The organism is Mesobacterium pallidum (assembly GCF_019966535.1).
Lineage (GTDB): Bacteria > Pseudomonadota > Alphaproteobacteria > Rhodobacterales > Rhodobacteraceae > Mesobacterium > Mesobacterium pallidum.
Genome location: NZ_JAIMID010000008.1, coordinates 66,917 through 83,927 on the forward strand (window position 1 = coordinate 66,917; position 17,011 = coordinate 83,927).

Here is a 17,011-nt window from a genome sequence, read left to right on the forward strand (position 1 = left end):
CGTCGCACGAAATGACCCGGAGTGCCCCGATAGGGCTGACCGATTCTCTTGCCAAAGCGGGCATCACGCGCATGTAGCGGCGGCCTATAGAGCAAAAGCCGCCGCTTGCAAAGGGTCTATCAGCGGTCGCGGAACTGCGGCGACCGCTTTTCGGTGAAGGCGGCCATGCCTTCTTTTTGATCTTCGGACGCGAACAGCGAGTGGAACACGCGCCGTTCGAACAGCAGCCCCTCGCGCAGGGTCATCTCGTAGGACCGGTTCACCGATTCCTTGACCGCCATGACGGCGATCATCGACTTCTCGGCGATCTTGGCGGCGGCGGCCTGTGCCTCTTCGGCCAGCTTCTTGACGGGCACGACGCGGCTGACGAGTCCGGCGCGTTCAGCCTCCTCGGCATCCATGAAGCGGCCCGTGAGGTTCATGTCCATCGCCTTGGACTTGCCGATGGCGCGGGTCAGGCGCTGCGTGCCGCCAAGGCCGGCCATGACGCCCAGGTTGATCTCGGGCTGGCCGAACTTGGCCGTGTCGCTGGCGATGATGAAGTCGCACATCATGGCCAGTTCGCAGCCGCCGCCCAGGGCAAAGCCCGACACCGCCGCGATGATCGGCTTGCGCACGCGCAGGATCTCTTCGCTTTCGGGGGTAAAGAGATCCCCGGCAAAGACATCCACAAAGGTCTTTTCCGACATCATCTTGATGTCCGCACCCGCGGCAAAGGCCTTTTCCGACCCCGTCACCACGATGCAGCGCACCTTGTCGTTGGCCTGCGCCTCGGTCATCGCGCCGGCCAGCTCTTTGAGAAGCTGGTCGTTCAGCGCGTTTAGCGCGTCGGGCCGGTTGAGCGTGATTGTGCAGACATGATCGGAAATTGCGACGATGATCGTCTCGTAGGCCATCAGAACTGGCTCCGTCCGTTTCGGTCAGTTCTGAAGCCTTATCATTCCTGACCCGTCGTTCAAGCTATCTTTGGCAGTTGACGCAATGGAACGACGACCGGCCGGACTGCACCGTGCGGCGGATGAGACCTTCGCAGCCAGGGGTGCGGCAGGGCTGGCCCTCGCGGCCATAGACCGCGAATGTGTGCTGGAAATAGCCCAGCTCGCCGTCTGCCTGGCGGTAGTCGCGCAGGGACGATCCGCCGGCCGCGATCGCCTCGGACAGAACGTCGCGGATGATCGGCACCAGCCCCGCGACACGGGGCGCCGAGATGTTCGCCGCCTTGCGAGTGGGCGCGATACCGGCGCGAAAAAGCGCTTCGCAGACATAGATGTTGCCCAGCCCCGCGACGATCTTCTGGTCAAGCAGCGCGGCCTTGATCGGCGTCTTCCGCCCCTTCAGCGCGGCGACGAGGTAGCTTTCGGAAAAGGCATTGCCCAGCGGTTCGGGGCCAAGCGCGGCAAGCAGGGGGTGCGTCTCGGCCCCGTCCGTGGGCATCAGGTCCATCGCGCCGAAGCGGCGCGCGTCGTTGAAGGTGATCCGCGCGCCGTTGTCCATGTGCAGCACCACGTGGTCGTGTTTCTGCGCCGCCGGGTGGTCATGGACGAAACGCCCCAGCGGGTCGCCCGACACGGTCATCCGGCCGGACATGCCAAGGTGGATCAGCAGCGATTCGCCGGTGTCGAGATCGGCCAAGATGTACTTGGACCGCCGCCGCAGCTGCCGCACGCCCGCGCCCGTCAGCCGGTCGGCCATGCGGTCGGGAAAGGGCCATCGCAGGTCCGGCCGGTTGACCTCGGCTCTCGCGATGCGATGACCCTCCATCGCGGGGGCAAGCCCCGCGCGGACGGTTTCGACTTCGGGCAATTCGGGCATGAAGGGGCCTTTCGAGGGTCGCCCTTCATGTCGGTGTGTCGGCGCCGCCTGTCAACAGCGTCGTCAGAGACCCATGCCAAGCGCCACCAGCGGGACGCCCACGGCCACCGTGGCGGTGCCAAGGCCCATGGCGGCCAGCCGGGGCCAGAGCACGGCGCCGTCGATCTTGCCCCGCACACCGGACCATGCCGATTGCGTGACATTCCGGGCCACCGTGGCAACCCGCTCGTTGGACTTCTTGAACACACCCAATTCACTCAGGACACAAAGCGCAGCCACCGCGGCGCCACAGAGAACGATAAGCATCTCTCTCTCCTGATTGTCGGTGCCGGGCGGGACAGTCCCGCCGCGGTCAAGATCAGGTAAAGGGGCGCTTGTGTCCAAAATCGGGCAGGATCGGATCCTTTGCGCGACCTAGAGGCGAATCCTGTTGGCCGCCCCATGCGGCGGCGCGGTCACGGGGCTTGCCGCCAGCAGGCGCGCGCGCATCCCGGCCCGGTCATCCACGCCGGCCATCAGGTTCACCACCAAGCCATCCCGGAATTGCAGCCGGTACTGCCCGCTCGGGTCCAGCTCGACCGAGGTGAGCTGGCGCAGGTCGGCGAAGACCGGCTTGAGACCGAATGTGATCGTCTGCAGCTCGGTCCCGTCAAATCTGGCGCGGAACAGGAAGACATAGGCGGCCAGCCAGGCCAGGTAAGGCCCCGAGATGACGGCAATCAGGTAACCGATCGAGCGGTCGATCCCCAGCAGGGCCTGCCATTCGGCGAACCCCAGCGACAGCACGGCGCCAAGCGCGACCAGCGCCAGCGCCCGAGGGCGGATCCCGGCGCTGTAGGTCGCCGTCACGGGCAGCGTCGCGGGGCCGGGCCAGGCCGCCTTTCGCGGCAGCCCGCCGCTGTCGGGGACCAGCGGCGCAAAGCCCAAAAGCCGCCGGAACCCGGCGAACCGGCCCAGCACTTTCCACGTCACGAGGGCGATCATCGTTGCCAGCCACAGGTAATGGATCCACATGCGCCGCCCCTCGCGCGTCAAAAGGTCGTTTGTTCTTTGGTGCCCCGCGTATTATCTGCACCCTCAGGCGCCAATGGGGCGCAAACGGACAGATTGCATGACCCAGGACAACACCCGCACCACACATTTCGGTTTCCAGGACGTGCCGGAATCCGAAAAGGCCGGCCGCGTTCAGGGCGTCTTCAACTCGGTCGCGTCGAAATACGACATCATGAACGACGTGATGAGCGGCGGCATCCACCGCATCTGGAAAGACGCGATGATGGACTGGCTGGCGCCCCGGCCCGGACAAAAGCTGCTCGATGTGGCGGGCGGGACCGGCGACATCTCGTTCCGGTTCCTCAAGCGCGCGGGCCGGGGCCATGCCACCGTGCTGGACCTGACCGAGCCGATGCTGGTCGAGGGCCGCAAACGCGCCGAGGCCGGGGCGATGGCCGAAAGCCTCGACTGGGTGGTGGGCGACGCGATGGCCCTGCCCTTTCCGGACAATACCTTCGACGTCTACACGATCAGCTTTGGCATCCGGAACGTCACCCGCCCGCAAGAGGCGCTGAACGAGGCGTTCCGCGTGCTGCGTCCCGGCGGGCGGCTCATGGTGCTCGAGTTCAGCCAGCTGCCGAACCCGGCGATGCAATGGGCCTATGACCGCTATTCGTTCAACGTGATCCCCGTGATGGGCCAGATCATCGCCAATGACCGCGACAGCTACCAGTACCTGGTCGAATCGATCCGCAAGTTCCCGGACCAGGAAACGTTCCTGGGCATGGTGAAACAGGCCGGGTTCGCGAATGCCAAGTACCGCAACCTGACCCTGGGCGTCGCCGCCCTGCACTCCGGCTGGAAGATCTGAGCCTTGCGCGGCCCGCATAACATATGGCGGCTGGTCCGCACCGGCGCGACCTTTGAACGGACCGGCGCCATGCGCGCCGTGCTCGACGCGATGGAGGCGCCGAAATACCTGCGCGTTGCCGTTCGGGTGCTTGGCTGGCCCTTTGCCTGGATGGGCCTCAAGGGCGACCCGTCGCGCCCGCCCGTGCCGCGCGCGCTGACCGCGCTGGGCCCGGCCTACATCAAGTTCGGCCAGATCCTGTCGACCCGCCCCGACGTGGTCGGCCCCGAGATGGCGGACCAGCTGCGCGTGCTGCAGGACAAGCTGCCCCCCTTCCCGGTGGGCGTGGCCAAGGCGTCGTTCTCGGACGCCACGGGCAATTCCGCCGATGACGTGTTCAGCGAGTTTTCCGAACCCGTGGCCGCCGCGTCCATCGCGCAGGTTCACCGCGCCCGGATCGCAGCGACCGGCGAAGAGGTCGCGGTCAAGGTGCTGCGGCCGGGGATCGAACGCGCCTTCCGCAAGGACGTGGACGCCTTCTGGCTCGCCGCCTCGATGATCGAGTTCCTGCTGCCCTCGTCCCGCCGGCTGCGGCCCCGCGACGTGATCGCGCATTTCGAATCCGTGGTCGAGGGCGAGTTGGACCTGCGGCTGGAAAGCTCGGCCGCGTCCGAATTCGCCGACAACACCAAGGACGATGTCGGCTTCCGCGTGCCGCAAGTCAAATGGGGCCTGTCGGCGCGCCGCGTGATGACGCTGGGCTGGGCCGAGGGCGATTCGATCGGGGACAACGCCGCGCTGGACGCCGCCGGGCACGACCGGGCCGAGCTGGCCGAACGGGTGCTGCAACTGTTCCTCAGCCATGCGTTGCGCGATGGCTATTTCCATGCCGACATGCACCAGGGCAACATGAAGGTGGCCGCGACGGGCGAGATCATCGCCTATGATTTCGGCATCATGGGCCATATCGACGAATACACCCGCCGGGTCTATGCCGAGATCCTCTATGGCTTCATCCGGCGCGACTACAAGCGCGTGGCCGAGGTGCATTTCGAGGCCGGCTACGTGCCCGCCACCCAGGACGTGGACGAATTCGCCCGGGCCCTGCGCGCGGTGGGCGAGCCGATCTTTGGCATGGACGCCTCGCATATCTCGATGGGGCGGCTGCTGAACTACCTCTTCGAGGTGACCGAACGCTTCGGGATGGAGACGCGGACCGAGCTGATCCTGCTGCAACGGACCATGGTGGTGGTCGAGGGCGTGTCGCGCTCGCTCGACCCGCATATCAACATCTGGAAGGCCGCGCAGCCGGTGGTCGAGGATTACATCAAGCACAGCATCGGCCCGCGCGCCGTGCTGAGCGACCTTGCGCAGACCGCCCGCGTGCTGTCGCGGTTCGGCCCGCGCCTGCCAGGGCTGGTGGAACGGGCCCTGATCAGCCAGGCGACGACCCCCGCGCCGATCCGGCCGGGCCGTCTGCGCTGGCTGGTGCTGTCAGCCGTGGGCGGGGCCGTGCTGGGCGTGCTGGCCATGCTGATCTTTCTCGAGATCGGCGGGGCGATCTGATGCGCACCGCGCTTGTCACCGGCTCGGCAGGGTTCATCGGCTACCACACCAGCCTGCGCCTGCTGACCGACGGCTGGCGGGTGATCGGGCTCGATTCGCTCAGCGATTACTACGACGTGACGCTGAAAGAGGCGCGGCATGCGCGGCTTGCCGCCTTTGCCGGCTTCACCCCCGTGATCGACCGGGTGGAACGACCGGGTTGCCTGATGGACCTCATGGCGACGCATCAGCCCGAGCTGGTGATCCACCTTGCCGCGCAGGCCGGGGTGCGCCATTCGATCGATGCACCGCGCGACTACGTCGAGGCGAACCTTTGCGGCAGTTTCGAGTTGCTCGAGGCGGCGCGGGCCCATCCGCCCAGCCACATGATGCTGGCCTCGACCTCGTCCGTCTACGGCGCCAACACCAAGATGCCCTATGCCGAGACCGACCGGACGGCCTCTCCCATGTCCTTCTACTCGGCCACCAAGATGGCGACCGAGGCGATGGCGCATTCCTATGCCCATCTTTACGGCATTCCGACCACCATGTTCCGGTTCTTTACCGTCTATGGCCCCTGGGGCCGGCCCGACATGGCGCTGTTCAAGTTCGTGAAAGCGATTCGGGCGGGGCAGCCCATCGACCTTTACAATCACGGCGACATGCGGCGCGACTTTACCTATGTCGATGATCTCGTGGACGGGCTGGTGCGTCTCGTGCCCTGCGTTCCGGCCGAGGCCGGGCGCGTGGCGGGCGACAGCCTCTCTCCGGTCGCGCCCTGGCGGGTCGTCAACCTTGGCAACGGTCAGCCCGTGCCGCTGCTGCGCTTTGTCGAGGCGATCGAATCCGCGCTGGGCGTCACTGCCACGCGCAACATGATGGACATGCAGCCCGGCGACGTGCCGGCGACCTGGGCGGATTGCTCGCTGGTCGAGGCGCTGATCGGCGGATTGCCGGAAACGCCGTTGTCTCAAGGCGTTGCCGCGTTCACGCGCTGGTACCTGGACGAATGGGAACCGCTCCGGCAAAGCTGAGCACAGTCCCGAAAGACAAGACGGCGCACCCGGCCGGATGCGCCGCCTTGTGAAAATCCTGCGAAGCCGGCGTTCAGTCGGTTTCGGTCGCCGCGGCGATCAGGATGACAGCCGACAGCCCGCCAACGATGGCGAGTGCGGTGGTGCTGCCCTGGGTCGACACGAACGGATCGACCTTCTTTTCGCTGGCGGCAACGGGTGCAGCCGCGGCAAGCGCCAAGGCAGCGGCGACGGTGATCGTCGAGATCTTTTTCATGGTCTTCTCCAAACTGATGAGTACGGATACTCACCCGTACACTGGATAAGGAAAATAGATCGTTAGCAACGCAGTTTCAAATCACGTCTTCAAATTCTCGTGCCAAATATGCCGGCACCTTGGACTTCAGACAAGAAAACGGCGGCCGCAGGCGACCGCCGTTCTCGGAATTTGCACGATGATCCGAAAGGGATCAGTCGGTTTCGGTTGCTGCCGCGATCAGGACGATGGCTGCGACGCCACCGACGATTGCGAGGGCGGTGGTGTTGCCCTGGGTCGAAACGAACGGGTCGGCCGCCTTCTGCTCGGCTGCGACCGGGGCTGCTGTTGCTGCGGCCAGGGCAGCGGCGGCAGCGAGGATCGAAAGCTTCTTCATAATGATCTCCAGACTGTACACGTATGGGGTTTGTCCCCATCGTCTCCAAATTACCTCCAAGTGCGTCTTGTTTCAAACTCTCAATGCTGCCAGGGCCGGCCAACCGGGGTCGCTGACGCGTGGGTTGCGAAAATATCACGCCCTTCGCGGAAAATTGCACGGAAAAGTACCGACAAAGACCGCGACTGCCCCACCCGCAGGCGGTGATTGAACGCGATCCAGCCGGCAAACGCAGGACGAATGACCTGCATTAACCAGCAGGAAACCGCCGAACCGACCGGTCAGAAGCTGATGGAAGGATCCCGCAGGGCCGAGATCGCCTGAGCGGGCACCCGGTGTCCGCCCTCGAGAATCAGGGTCGTCGTGCCATTCTCGACCTGGGCCTCGGCGACCCGCGAATAGGCCTCGGCCGGACGCGATTCCAGCATGGCGTCGATGCGGTAGAACTCGATATCGAAGGTGTAGGTGCCATGGTCGGCAGGCAACCCGTCGTCGGCGAAGCCGTCCCAGACGACGTCGGTCTTGCCCATGTCGATGTCGCGGCGGGCGATGGTCTCTCCCTTGTTGTTGGACACGACAAGCTCGGCCCGGGTGGCCGAGGGATTGTCGGAGACCGACACGCGGATGTCCCGGCCCGAGAACTTGGCGGGCCCCTCGTTGCGCACCTCGAGCCCGATCCACCCGGCCAGGGCCGCCATGTCCCGTTCAGCCATGCCGGTGTTGAGTTTCTCAAGCAGGTTGTTCGTGAGGACCTGCTGTTCGACGCTGGAAAAGGTCGCGAGTTGCACCGCGAATTCGGTCGAATCCATCGGGTTCAGCGGGTCCTGGTTCTGGATCTGCGTCGAAAGCATGGTGAGGAAGGTCTGGAAGTCCGATGCCAGGATCGACTTGGATGCAGACGATTCCGTCTTTGGCGCAGCCGCCGGATCTGCCGTGATCGTCGGCAGGGAATCGAATGCGGTGGGGGTCTGGGTCACGTCCATCGTGGGGCCTCGCTACAGTCTCAGGTCCAGCCCGTCGGCGGCCGTCCGGTCTGACGGCCCGGGCAGGGCAGTGGAAGGTTCGGTTGCTGGCGGCGCATTCGCCGTCTCGGATCCGGTCCGGTGCGAAGAGCCGTCCGACCCCGGATCGCCACCGGTGCCCGCGTTGTCCGATTGACCGCCGCGGAAACTGAAGGTGATGTCCGAGTAGCCCAACTGCTTGAATTCCTGCGCCAACTGGTCGATGTGCCGGCGCATCAGCTCAAGCGTTTCGGGGCGTTCGGCGGTGATCGTGACCATGACCGAGTGCTCTGTCGTGTGCATGTTCAGACGCACCTTGCCCAGCTCGGCCGGGCTGAGCGAGATCTCGACCGGGCGCTCACCGGGCTTGGCCAGTGCCTCTGCCATCTGGCGCCCGATGTGGCGCGACATGTCGGCCTGCGCCTGTTGCCCCTGGCGCAGGGTCACCCCGTCCGAGCCGCGCAGGTCCTGCGCCAGCCCGTTGTCTGCAATGTCCCGTTCGATCGGAGTGCTTTCGAGGGCGAACACCGGCTGCGGCCCGGTTCCGCGCTGGGTCGACATCGGCATGACAGGGGACGCGGCGACGCCGAGCGGCGGCGCGGAGGGCGATGAGGCGTTCGGCGCCGGTGCCTCGCGCCCGACCGCGCGTTCTTCGATCCTGTGGTTCCTTGGCTGGACCACCTGCGTCTGCGCGGCCGAGACCAGTTCGGGCCGCGTCCCCGGATCCGGCCTGGCGGCTGGCCGAAGGCTCTCTTGGGTCATCGAATTGGCCGGCTCGCTTCGCTGTATCTCGGGGACAGGGTTCGCCATAGGTTGGCGTTCCGACGGGTGGACCGGGGGGCGCACACCGTGAGATCCGGGCGCGATGTGACTGGCTCGTGTCGGCCGGTCGGCAGGCGGAACCCTTGCCATGGGGGGCTGGTCGACCTGAAGGCGTTCCACTGCCTTGTCTGGCTCGGCAAACCTGGTCGGCGTGATCTCAGCCGCCCTGACCGCGGGCAACGTCGAGTCCGGAAACGCAGTCGTGGTCCTTGTTTCAGGGGCTGCCTTGTCAACGTCGCGTGCGGCCCGTGGAGCCGGCGCATCCGGCGTGATGGGCTCCGCGGCCGGCGCAGGCGGGAGCATCTGACGTGATGGCATCACGCGATCCTGCCCCCCCCGCGGGGATGCGAATTTCGGTCCTTCCGTGCGCTGGGCAGGCGTCGCATCGGTGGAGGTTGCGGCCGTCGCCTGCCAGGTTGGCCGAGCAGGCAAGACGGGATCGGGCGCAGGCGCGCGCCTGGCCTCTGACCTGTTTCGCGGAACGGCATGCGATTCGGCCAGGGCAACCCGGTTCGCTGCGTTGTCCTGGGTCCGAGCGACCTTGATCTGGGCCCCCGTTACCGGAACCCTAGCCTGAGCGGCAGAGATCTCCGCGTTCCGGGGGGTCGGGCCGCGTGTTTCCCCAGCTGCCGGTTTCGTGGCCGGTTGGGCAGGCAAGTCAGGCGTCCGGCCATCGACAAGCGCTGGCCGACGTGTGCCTGCCGGGATGCCTGCAGCACGGGTGAAATCGGTGTCGCGAACCCGCGCCGCGGCAGGGGTAGGCCGCGGCGGGTCAACCCGGGCCTCCGGTACATGTGGGGCCGGTTTCGGGGCGCGGATCGAGGGATCGGGCGCCTTTTCGGGACGCATGGTGGCAAAAGTTACCGTGTCTGGTCTCGCTTTGGCGGGCTGGCGGCCGGTGGACACGGGCACGACGTCCGGCCGGGAAGGAAGCGCGGTTGCGGCCTGGGGGCGGCGCTCGGGCGACGTCAGCTGGGCGGGGGCCGGCAGCCGCGGGTTGCGCTGCCCATCCGGCCGGAGCGATTCGCGCGGGGCGTGTTGGCGCTCAACGGATGGCGAGTCCGTCCGGACGTCGAATCTTGTGAAAGTCGCGGTTTCGGAGGTGCGCGGCAGCCCTTTGCCGACAATGGCTTGCGATCCTTCCGGGACGCCATTCGAAAAGGCTGAGAGGTCTTTGCCCGGCCTGCCGGAGTCGACACCCGACTCCACATGGCGACTGGGGATCGACGGCGATGCGGCTGACATCTTGACCGGGGCCTGTGCAGCCGGGGTCCTGCTTCGTTCGACCCCTGTCGCGAGCGGCTCGACCGGCCGGGGCGAGGGGTCGTCCCGGGTCGGCAGGGCCTCCGGCTTGCCCTGCACCTGGAGGACCGGCACGGTCGTCCCTTCCACCGGCAGCGCTCGGGCACTTGCGTGCGCGGCGACCTGGCCGTCTGAAAGCACGGACTTCGTTTGCGGGTCTGGGTTTGGCACGCGCGCGAAGACAGGCACCGCCTTCGTGTCGGCCTTGTCGACCGGGCTTTGCACGATCCAGGTGTGGGTGGGTTCCGGCCGAGTGGCAGCCGGATGCGGGAAGGGCGTGGCGCGGCGTTCCGGGCCAGCGGTCTGCACCCTGATCGCAGGCTCTGTCCGCGGTTCTGCCTGGGTCCGCGCCGACCGGAAGGCGGCCCATTGCGTCCCAAGCGGAACACCGAAGGTACCGACTGCAAGGGCCGCCACACCCCCCCGAGCGCGGCCGGTGCCCCGCTCGGTCATGGGGCCCGCGTCCCCTCCGCCATCGCGCGAGCGAAGCGTGGTGGCGGCACCGGGCGCGAGAGCGGTCTCGTCTTCGACGTGAGCCTCATCTGCCGCGACAAGGACATGTTCGGGATCAGCCCGGAAATCTGGCGACATGTCGGTGTCCGGGTCGGTCCTTGCCGCCAACTGGTGCGAATCATCGGTGGTGTCCGGATCATCGGTCACAGGCACTGCGCCCGGCTCTTCGGCGGTTTCGCGGTCGATTCCATCGCGCGCGCCGTCATCGGTGCCGCCGTCGGATTGCAGCTTGTCGAGCGCGGATCGGAAGGCGTCCGTAGCGTCGGGCGCGGTGCGCGCCGCCGGGATGGCGCCCGGCACCGGGACGGGCCCGGGCAAGAGCATGGAAAACATGGGAAGCTGCATGGCAAGCACCTGTGGAATTCTTCCGGTGCCGCCCAACTAACAGGATTCAAGTTACCGATTTCTTTACCGGTTTGGCCATAAACCAAGAAAAAGTCGATCAATTTGGAGACACGCAATGACAGATCCAATTGCCGATCCGCTGCCCGGATCCGCTATGACTCCGAAACACGTGAAATTGCGCGAAGCCGCGGTCGCGCTCGAGGCCAACTTCCTGGCCGAAATGCTGAAATCCGCGGGCTTCGGAGAGCCGGTCGAAGGATTCGGCGGCGGCACCGGGGAGGAGCAATTCTCTTCGATGCTGGTCCAGGCCCAGGCCCAGGCCATGGCTGAAAACGGCGGGATCGGGCTGGCCGAATCCCTGTTCCAATCCCTGGTGGAGAACGAAGATGCAGAATGAAACCTCGCAGGATGTCCTGGCTGAAATGGATGCGCTGCTGGAGCTGGAGCGCACGGCACTGCTGACCGGCGATCTCGACGTGCTTCCGGACCTGATGGCCAAAAAGGAATCGCTGATCGAACGACTGACCCGGCACACCATGCCGGAACAGACCGAGCTGGCCGCCCTGCACGTCAAGGCGGAGCGTAACCAGCTGCTGATGGATCACGCCCTCGCCGGCATCCGCGACGTGGCCAAGCGCATGTCGGACCTGCGCCGCACCGAGAAGTCGCTGGAAACCTACGATTCGCTGGGTCGTCGCAAGATGATTACCACGGCATCGCGCGGGACCGTCGAAAAGCGGGCCTGACGCCGGGAAATGGCAAAGGCGGGCAGAATGTTCCGCGGGTCAGAGACAGTGACATCGCATGCGCAGAACGGGCATGTGCGCGTGAAAATCACGTGCTTGCTGTCAGGCCGGAGAATCCGGGCCGGGACTGACCTCCATTTTCCTTAAATGCGCGGCAAAGGCAAAACGCGCGTTAATGGTTGAGTAAGGGTCTGCGACGATGTTGGCCGAGCATCCGATTGGATGGCGCAACGGGCCGATCCGCCAAAGTTGCATGCGTCAGAAAGGCGTTCGCATTCGTCCCCGGACGAAACACGCACGGCGCAAAAAACTATGCGCCTCTGACTGTAAGGAAAACCAACATAGCCACTTTCCAGGCCCCGCCATGGTGACCATCGCCACCGCTTACCTTCTTGCGCTTGATGATGATCGGCGCGAGTTCACTATCCGCACTCATCGGTCTCACCCTACATTTTCACCCGGACCCAGCATTAGTCCCGTGACATTGCAGAAGGCTTAAGACAGGCTGGGCGCGGGCATTCGGCATGCACGGTTTCGTGCTGAATTGACCACAACGCGGCCATATCGCGGCCGCAGACGTTTACAGGCCGCGGTCGGTGGCCTAGCAGTGGTGTCAACACACAGAACCAAGGATGGGTGCAGGCCATGCCGCAATTGGGTTCATCACGTGAAGGGTCGCGGCTGCGGCTGATGACGGGCGTTTCGGCGGCCGCGCTGACGCTGCTGTCGGCCGGTGCCGCCCTGCCGCAAACCGCCGACATCCCGCCCAGCTTTGGCCTTTACGGCGTGCCCGGCCTGCTTGACATGCCCTCGGGCGAGACGGCGCAGGACGCGCTGATCTCGGGCAGCTACGCGCGCTTTGGCGACACCAATCGGTTTACCCTGTCGTTCCAGATCACGCCGCGGATCTCGGGGTCGTTCCGCTACTCGGCGCTGAACAACTTCCCGGCGCCGGGCAACGTGGATGGCACCTATTACGACCGCAGTTTCGACCTGCGCTACACGATCCTCGAGGAAGACGCGCGCCGCCCCGGCGTCGTGGTCGGCCTGCAAGATTTCATCGGCACCGGACTTTATGGCGCGGAATACATCGTCGCGACCAAGACCTTCGCCGACCGACTGCGCGTGACCGGGGGCCTGGGCTGGGGGCGCCTGGCGACCGATGGCAGCATCGGCACCCTGGGCACCCGCCCGACCGAGCTGCTGGGCAGCGGCGGCATCCCGACCTATGACCGCTGGTTCCGCGGCGACGTGGCGCCCTTTGCGGGCCTGTCGTACGACGTGACGCCGAACGTGACGGTCAAGGCCGAGTATTCCAACGACGCCTATCTCGAGGAAACCACCACCGGCTCGTTCGAGCGCAACTCGCCCTGGAACCTCGGTGTGGACTACCGCTTTGCCCGGGGCGGTCAGCTCTCGGCCTTCTACATGTACGGCTCGACCTTCGGGGCGATGTTCACCATCCACGGCAACCCGAAAAGCGCGCCCTACCCGGGCGGCCGCGAAGGCGCGCCTTTGCCCGTCGCGGTGCGTGACCGCGCCGACATCAACGATCTCGGCTGGGTCGCCGACGAAAGCGTCAAGGCCGATGCCCGCAGCACCCTGTCGGGGCTGATGGAAACCGACGGTCTGGTCTACGAGGGGCTCAAGCTGGACGGGCGCCGCGCCGTGCTGCGCATGCGCAACCCCACCTACTCGGCCGAGCCGCAGGCCATCGGCCGCGCCGCCCGCGCCATGACCCGGGCCCTGCCCGCCTCGGTCGAGGTCTTCACGATCATCCCGACGGTCAACGGCGTGCCGTCGACGGCCATCACCCTGCGCCGCAGCGACATCGAGCGGCTCGAGAACGCCCCCGCGTCCGAACTCATGGCAGCGACCCAGATCACCGACGGCTACGGCGTCGCGCCGCGGCCCGATGCCGGGATCTACCCGCGCTTTTCCTGGTCGATCGCGCCCTATGTGCAGCTGTCGACCTTCGATCCCGACAACCCGGTGCGCGCCGATGCCGGCATCCGCGCCAGCGCCGATTACTACGTGGCGCCCAACCTCGTGCTGTCCGGCGCCGTCACGAAGAAGGTCGGCGGCAACCTCGACGACATCACCCGAGTGTCGGATTCCAAGCTGCCCAAGGTGCGCACCGATTACGCCAAGTACTCAGCCCAGGGCGACCCGGCGATCGAACACCTGACCGTCGCGCATTTCGGCCGCCCGGGCCGCGATCTCTACAGCCGCGTCACGCTGGGCTACCTCGAGGGCATGTATGCCGGCATCTCGGGCGAGCTTTTGTGGAAAGAGGTCGACAGCCCGCTCGCCTTCGGGGCCGAGCTGAACTATGTCCGCCAGCGCGAATTCGACCAGATGTTCGGGCTGCAGGATTACGACGTGGTGACCGGGCACGTGTCGGCCTATTACGACTTCGGCAACGGCTTCCACGGCCAGCTGGACGTCGGGCGCTACCTGGCCGGCGACTACGGCGCGACCGTCACGCTGGACCGCGAATTCGCCAACGGCTGGCGGGTGGGCGCCTATGCGACGGTCACCGACGTCTCCTCCGAGGATTTCGGCGAGGGCTCGTTCGACAAGGGCATCCGCGTGACCGTGCCGCTGGCCTGGAGCCTTGGCACCCCCTCGCGCACCACCAACACAATCGACATTAAGTCGCTCACCCGCGACGGCGGCGCCCGCCTGAACGTCCGCGACCGGCTTTACGGCAAGGTCCGCGACTACCAGCGGCCCGAGTTCGACAAGACTTTCGGGAAGGTCTGGCGATGAAACGTCCCCTCGTGACCCGGGCCATCGCCCCGCTTGCCCTTGCTGCCGCGCTGGCCGCCTGCGGCAACGACGACAGCGCGCGCCAGTCCACGGCCGTGCTGCGCAACGTGGCCGGGCTGATCACCGGCGGCGGCGGCGCAGCCGCCCCGGCGGCGCCCACCGGTGAACAGGTGGCGCAGACCCTCGCCAACACCGACCAGCCGGTCGCGCTGGTCAACCTCGAGGCCAGCCAGCTGACCGCGCTGCTGATCCGCATCGAACAGAACGGCCGCTATGACACCTACGGCTCGTCCGACCGGCGCACCGTGACCTTCAAGGACGGCATGATCACCGCCTCGCGCGGCCTGGGCGGAGACCTCATGTCCGCCTCGCTCGACGGCAGCCTCGCCCTTGTCTCGGCCCGCCGCGCGGGCAGCGCGGTGCGGCAGATGCGGTTCCTCGATGGCGAGGACCAGATCTTTGCCTACGAGTTCACCTGCACGGTCACCGACAACGGCACCCAGCCCATGCCGGGCAGCGGCAAGCCCACGCGCAAGATGACCGAATCCTGCGGGGGCGACCTGCGGTCCTTCGAAAACAGCTATTACCTGGACGGGGCCGGCGACATCGTCGCCTCGCGCCAGTGGATGGGCCCTGTTCTGGGCTACGTGAACGTGGCGCAGGCGCGCAAGTAAGCGCGCCGCCCCTCCCGGACCCAGTCCCGGCTCACTCGTTGATCTGGTTGCGTTCCTTGGGATCCGCGGCGTGGATCCAGCGCTTGAGCACCAGCCGCGCAGCGGCATCGTCATGGCTCTCGACCGCCTCGCGCAGTTCGCGCAGGGCATTGGCCATCTCGATCTCGGACAGGTGCGTTTCCTCGGCCCGGAACACCTTGGGATGCGGCGTGGTCAACATGTCGGACCCGATCAGCAGCTCTTCGTGCAGCTTCTCGCCGGGACGCAGGCCGGTGATCGCGATCTCGATGTCGCCGTCCGGGTTGTCGGCATCCTTGACCGTGTAGCCCGCGCCCTCGATCATCTGCCGCGCGACCTGGCGGATCGACACCGGCTCTCCCATGTCGAGCACGAAGACATCGCCGCCCCGCGCAAAGGACCCGGCCAGCAGCACGAGGCGCACCGCCTCGGACACAGTCATGAAATAGCGCGTGACGTCGGAATGGGTGACGGTGACCGGCCCGCCATTGGCAATCTGGTCCTCGAACAGCGGGATGACCGACCCGGACGACCCCAGCACGTTGCCGAAGCGCACCATGGAAAACCGCGTGGTGTCGGACCGGGTCGCAAGATCCTGGATGATCTCTTCGGCCAGCCGCTTGGACGAGCCCATGGCCGAGGTCGGCCGCACCGCCTTGTCCGAGGACACGAGGATGAACCGTTCGACCCCCGCCGCCCGCGCCGCATCGGCGACGATCTTGGTGCCAAGCACGTTGTTGCGCAGCCCCTCGATCATGTTGATCTCGACCATCGGGACATGCTTGTAGGCCGCCGCGTGCAGGACCACGTCGATTTCGTGGCCGGCAAAGACGGCTTCGACCAGGGATTTCTCGAGGATCGAGCCCAGGACCGGCACGATGTGCAGATTGGGCGCCAGGTCGCACAGCTCGCGTTCGATCGTGTACAGCGACAGCTCGGAATGATCGAGCATCACGATGCATTCCGGGTCGCAGGTGATCAGCTGGCGGCACAGTTCGGACCCGATGGACCCGCCCGCACCCGTCACCAGGATGCGCTTGCCCTGGTAGGCATCGCTCACGCCCGGCAGTTCCGTCTCGAGCCGGTTGCGGCCCATGATCGCCGACATCTCGACCGGGATCGAGCGCGACACGCTGTCCTTGGCCGACACGATGTCCGCGAAGGACGGCAGCAGGTGCACCTCGCACCCCACGTCGTGCAGCGACCGGGCGAGCCGCTTCTGCACCGGGCGGCTGGCGGAGGGCATGGCAAGGACCACGCGGTCGACATCGTTGCCCGCGACGATCTCGCGGATATGCGACGGCGAATGAACCTTGAGCCCGGCGATGGTCAGACTTTGCAGCGTCGGGTTGTCGTCGACAAAGGCGACCGGCTGTAGCGCATCGTCCGTCAGCAAGGCCGTCGCCAGCTGCTGCCCGGTCTGGCCGGCCCCGTAGATCAGCACCCGTGTGCGCGTGCGGCCGGTGTTGTAGATCCACAGCACGAAGGTCCGCAGCAGCAGGCGCGACGACACCGCCAGGATCAGGAACATCATGGTGAAGATGACGAAGACCTGCGGCGGCATCGACATGCCGACCACCATGTTGACCACCACGCCGCTGGCGCCGGTGATCGCGGCCATGCCGCCGGTCTCGACCACGCCCTGCAGCTCGTAGGCGTTCAGCTTGATGCGGTGCAGACCCAGGTAATGGCTCATGGCAAAGGCCAGCGGCAGCATCACGGCCAGGAACGGCAACGCATCGCGCAGCATCGCGGCATCGGGCAGGCGCGAGAAGATCAGCGACAGCGTCAGGAACAGGGCGACCGGTATCCACAGCAGGTCAATGGCCAGGATGATCGCGCTCTTTTGCGACCGTCGCAGCGAAGTGCAAATTTCATAAAGCATTTACATCTTCCGGATCAGACGCTGATGAAAGCGCGCCCGAGCCCCTTGTTTGACGTTCCGCGGTGGG

The 17,011-nt window shown here is 66.2% G+C and carries 17 protein-coding genes and 1 pseudogene; 8 read left to right on the forward strand and 10 right to left on the reverse strand.

The window, feature by feature from the left end; genetic code table 11:
- Nucleotides 1–119: 119 nt before the first annotated feature.
- The 4 genes from MF270_RS13005 to MF270_RS13020 all read right to left on the reverse strand — a co-directional run bounded on the left by MF270_RS13005 (nucleotide 120) and on the right by MF270_RS13020 (nucleotide 2,826).
- Nucleotides 120–896 carry an enoyl-CoA hydratase gene (locus tag MF270_RS13005; protein ID WP_238366330.1) on the reverse strand — a complete coding sequence of 259 codons (777 nt, stop codon included), beginning with the start codon at nucleotides 894–896 and terminating at the stop codon, nucleotides 120–122.
- A gap of 64 nt (nucleotides 897–960) precedes the next feature.
- On the reverse strand, nucleotides 961–1,812 hold the full coding sequence (gene mutM, locus MF270_RS13010; protein ID WP_238366331.1) for a bifunctional DNA-formamidopyrimidine glycosylase/DNA-(apurinic or apyrimidinic site) lyase: 852 nt from the start codon (nucleotides 1,810–1,812) through the stop codon (nucleotides 961–963).
- A 63-nt stretch (nucleotides 1,813–1,875) separates the two neighbouring features.
- A complete protein-coding gene (locus MF270_RS13015; protein WP_238366332.1) occupies nucleotides 1,876–2,118 on the reverse strand; it encodes a hypothetical protein in 243 nt (80 codons plus the stop codon).
- A 108-nt stretch (nucleotides 2,119–2,226) separates the two neighbouring features.
- Nucleotides 2,227–2,826, reverse strand: a complete 600-nt coding sequence (locus tag MF270_RS13020) for a hypothetical protein (protein WP_238366333.1) — start codon at nucleotides 2,824–2,826, stop codon at nucleotides 2,227–2,229.
- Nucleotides 2,827–2,923: 97 nt separating this feature from the next.
- Here MF270_RS13020 and ubiE point away from each other — a divergent pair, with 97 nt between their 5' ends.
- From ubiE to MF270_RS13035, 3 genes are read left to right on the forward strand one after another with little or no spacing between them, the layout of a single operon-like run.
- On the forward strand, nucleotides 2,924–3,676 hold the full coding sequence (ubiE, locus tag MF270_RS13025) for a bifunctional demethylmenaquinone methyltransferase/2-methoxy-6-polyprenyl-1,4-benzoquinol methylase UbiE (protein WP_238366334.1): 753 nt from the start codon (nucleotides 2,924–2,926) through the stop codon (nucleotides 3,674–3,676).
- 3 nt (nucleotides 3,677–3,679) lie between these two features.
- Complete coding sequence (ubiB, locus tag MF270_RS13030) at nucleotides 3,680–5,221, forward strand: 2-polyprenylphenol 6-hydroxylase (protein ID WP_238366335.1); 1,542 nt, start codon at nucleotides 3,680–3,682, stop codon at nucleotides 5,219–5,221.
- Nucleotides 5,221–6,234: an NAD-dependent epimerase/dehydratase family protein gene (locus MF270_RS13035; protein WP_238366336.1), complete on the forward strand. Its 1,014-nt coding sequence runs from the start codon at nucleotides 5,221–5,223 to the stop codon at nucleotides 6,232–6,234. Before ubiB ends, MF270_RS13035 begins: the two co-directional genes overlap by 1 nt.
- A gap of 73 nt (nucleotides 6,235–6,307) precedes the next feature.
- On the opposite strand, the gene MF270_RS13040 is transcribed toward MF270_RS13035, so the two are convergent.
- From MF270_RS13040 to MF270_RS13055, 4 genes are all read right to left on the reverse strand, one after another.
- Nucleotides 6,308–6,490 carry a hypothetical protein gene (locus MF270_RS13040; protein ID WP_238366337.1) on the reverse strand — a complete coding sequence of 61 codons (183 nt, stop codon included), beginning with the start codon at nucleotides 6,488–6,490 and terminating at the stop codon, nucleotides 6,308–6,310.
- Nucleotides 6,491–6,683: 193 nt separating this feature from the next.
- Complete coding sequence (locus MF270_RS13045) at nucleotides 6,684–6,866, reverse strand: hypothetical protein (protein WP_238366338.1); 183 nt, start codon at nucleotides 6,864–6,866, stop codon at nucleotides 6,684–6,686.
- 281 nt (nucleotides 6,867–7,147) lie between these two features.
- The gene (locus MF270_RS13050; RefSeq protein ID WP_238366339.1) at nucleotides 7,148–7,843 is read right to left on the reverse strand and encodes a flagellar hook capping FlgD N-terminal domain-containing protein; all 696 of its coding nucleotides are present in this window, start codon (nucleotides 7,841–7,843) and stop codon (nucleotides 7,148–7,150) included.
- Between the two features lie 18 nt (nucleotides 7,844–7,861).
- The gene (locus MF270_RS13055; RefSeq protein ID WP_238366340.1) at nucleotides 7,862–8,629 is read right to left on the reverse strand and encodes a flagellar hook-length control protein FliK; all 768 of its coding nucleotides are present in this window, start codon (nucleotides 8,627–8,629) and stop codon (nucleotides 7,862–7,864) included.
- A gap of 1,893 nt (nucleotides 8,630–10,522) precedes the next feature.
- On the opposite strand from MF270_RS13055, the gene MF270_RS13060 reads away from it, so the two are divergent.
- From MF270_RS13060 to MF270_RS13070, 3 genes are read left to right on the forward strand one after another with little or no spacing between them, the layout of a single operon-like run.
- Entirely contained in the window at nucleotides 10,523–10,930 is a 408-nt protein-coding gene (locus MF270_RS13060) for a hypothetical protein (protein WP_238366341.1), read from the forward strand.
- Nucleotides 10,931–10,964: 34 nt separating this feature from the next.
- Nucleotides 10,965–11,246: a rod-binding protein gene (locus MF270_RS13065; protein WP_238366342.1), complete on the forward strand. Its 282-nt coding sequence runs from the start codon at nucleotides 10,965–10,967 to the stop codon at nucleotides 11,244–11,246.
- Nucleotides 11,236–11,595 carry a flagellar biosynthesis protein FlgN gene (locus MF270_RS13070; RefSeq protein ID WP_238366343.1) on the forward strand — a complete coding sequence of 120 codons (360 nt, stop codon included), beginning with the start codon at nucleotides 11,236–11,238 and terminating at the stop codon, nucleotides 11,593–11,595. Before MF270_RS13065 ends, MF270_RS13070 begins: the two co-directional genes overlap by 11 nt.
- A gap of 325 nt (nucleotides 11,596–11,920) precedes the next feature.
- Here the strand turns inward: MF270_RS13070 and MF270_RS13075 are convergent.
- Nucleotides 11,921–12,031 (reverse strand): annotated as a pseudogene (locus MF270_RS13075) (chemotaxis protein MotB); the annotation flags it as partial.
- Between the two features lie 209 nt (nucleotides 12,032–12,240).
- On the opposite strand from MF270_RS13075, the gene MF270_RS13080 reads away from it, so the two are divergent.
- Entirely contained in the window at nucleotides 12,241–14,367 is a 2,127-nt protein-coding gene (locus MF270_RS13080; RefSeq protein ID WP_238366344.1) for a YjbH domain-containing protein, read from the forward strand.
- On the forward strand, nucleotides 14,364–15,041 hold the full coding sequence (locus tag MF270_RS13085; RefSeq protein ID WP_238366345.1) for a YjbF family lipoprotein: 678 nt from the start codon (nucleotides 14,364–14,366) through the stop codon (nucleotides 15,039–15,041). Before MF270_RS13080 ends, MF270_RS13085 begins: the two co-directional genes overlap by 4 nt.
- 31 nt (nucleotides 15,042–15,072) lie before the next feature.
- On the opposite strand, the gene MF270_RS13090 is transcribed toward MF270_RS13085, so the two are convergent.
- The gene (locus MF270_RS13090; protein ID WP_238366346.1) at nucleotides 15,073–16,944 is read right to left on the reverse strand and encodes a polysaccharide biosynthesis protein; all 1,872 of its coding nucleotides are present in this window, start codon (nucleotides 16,942–16,944) and stop codon (nucleotides 15,073–15,075) included.
- Nucleotides 16,945–17,011: the final 67 nt, after the last annotated feature.

Excerpts from the sequence above, each read along its gene's own strand:
- MF270_RS13005 (WP_238366330.1), bottom strand. The coding sequence starts at position 896 with ATGGCCTACGAGACGATCATCGTCGCAATTTCCGATCATGTCTGCACA.
- mutM (WP_238366331.1), bottom strand. The coding sequence starts at position 1,812 with ATGCCCGAATTGCCCGAAGTCGAAACCGTCCGCGCGGGGCTTGCCCCC.
- MF270_RS13015 (WP_238366332.1), bottom strand. The coding sequence starts at position 2,118 with ATGCTTATCGTTCTCTGTGGCGCCGCGGTGGCTGCGCTTTGTGTCCTG.
- MF270_RS13020 (WP_238366333.1), bottom strand. The coding sequence starts at position 2,826 with ATGTGGATCCATTACCTGTGGCTGGCAACGATGATCGCCCTCGTGACG.
- ubiE (WP_238366334.1), top strand. The coding sequence starts at position 2,924 with ATGACCCAGGACAACACCCGCACCACACATTTCGGTTTCCAGGACGTG.
- MF270_RS13035 (WP_238366336.1), top strand. The coding sequence starts at position 5,221 with ATGCGCACCGCGCTTGTCACCGGCTCGGCAGGGTTCATCGGCTACCAC.
- MF270_RS13040 (WP_238366337.1), bottom strand. The coding sequence starts at position 6,490 with ATGAAAAAGATCTCGACGATCACCGTCGCCGCTGCCTTGGCGCTTGCC.
- MF270_RS13045 (WP_238366338.1), bottom strand. The coding sequence starts at position 6,866 with ATGAAGAAGCTTTCGATCCTCGCTGCCGCCGCTGCCCTGGCCGCAGCA.
- MF270_RS13055 (WP_238366340.1), bottom strand. The coding sequence starts at position 8,629 with ATGACCCAAGAGAGCCTTCGGCCAGCCGCCAGGCCGGATCCGGGGACG.
- MF270_RS13065 (WP_238366342.1), top strand. The coding sequence starts at position 10,965 with ATGACAGATCCAATTGCCGATCCGCTGCCCGGATCCGCTATGACTCCG.
- MF270_RS13070 (WP_238366343.1), top strand. The coding sequence starts at position 11,236 with ATGCAGAATGAAACCTCGCAGGATGTCCTGGCTGAAATGGATGCGCTG.
- MF270_RS13080 (WP_238366344.1), top strand. The coding sequence starts at position 12,241 with ATGCCGCAATTGGGTTCATCACGTGAAGGGTCGCGGCTGCGGCTGATG.
- MF270_RS13085 (WP_238366345.1), top strand. The coding sequence starts at position 14,364 with ATGAAACGTCCCCTCGTGACCCGGGCCATCGCCCCGCTTGCCCTTGCT.
- MF270_RS13090 (WP_238366346.1), bottom strand. The coding sequence starts at position 16,944 with ATGCTTTATGAAATTTGCACTTCGCTGCGACGGTCGCAAAAGAGCGCG.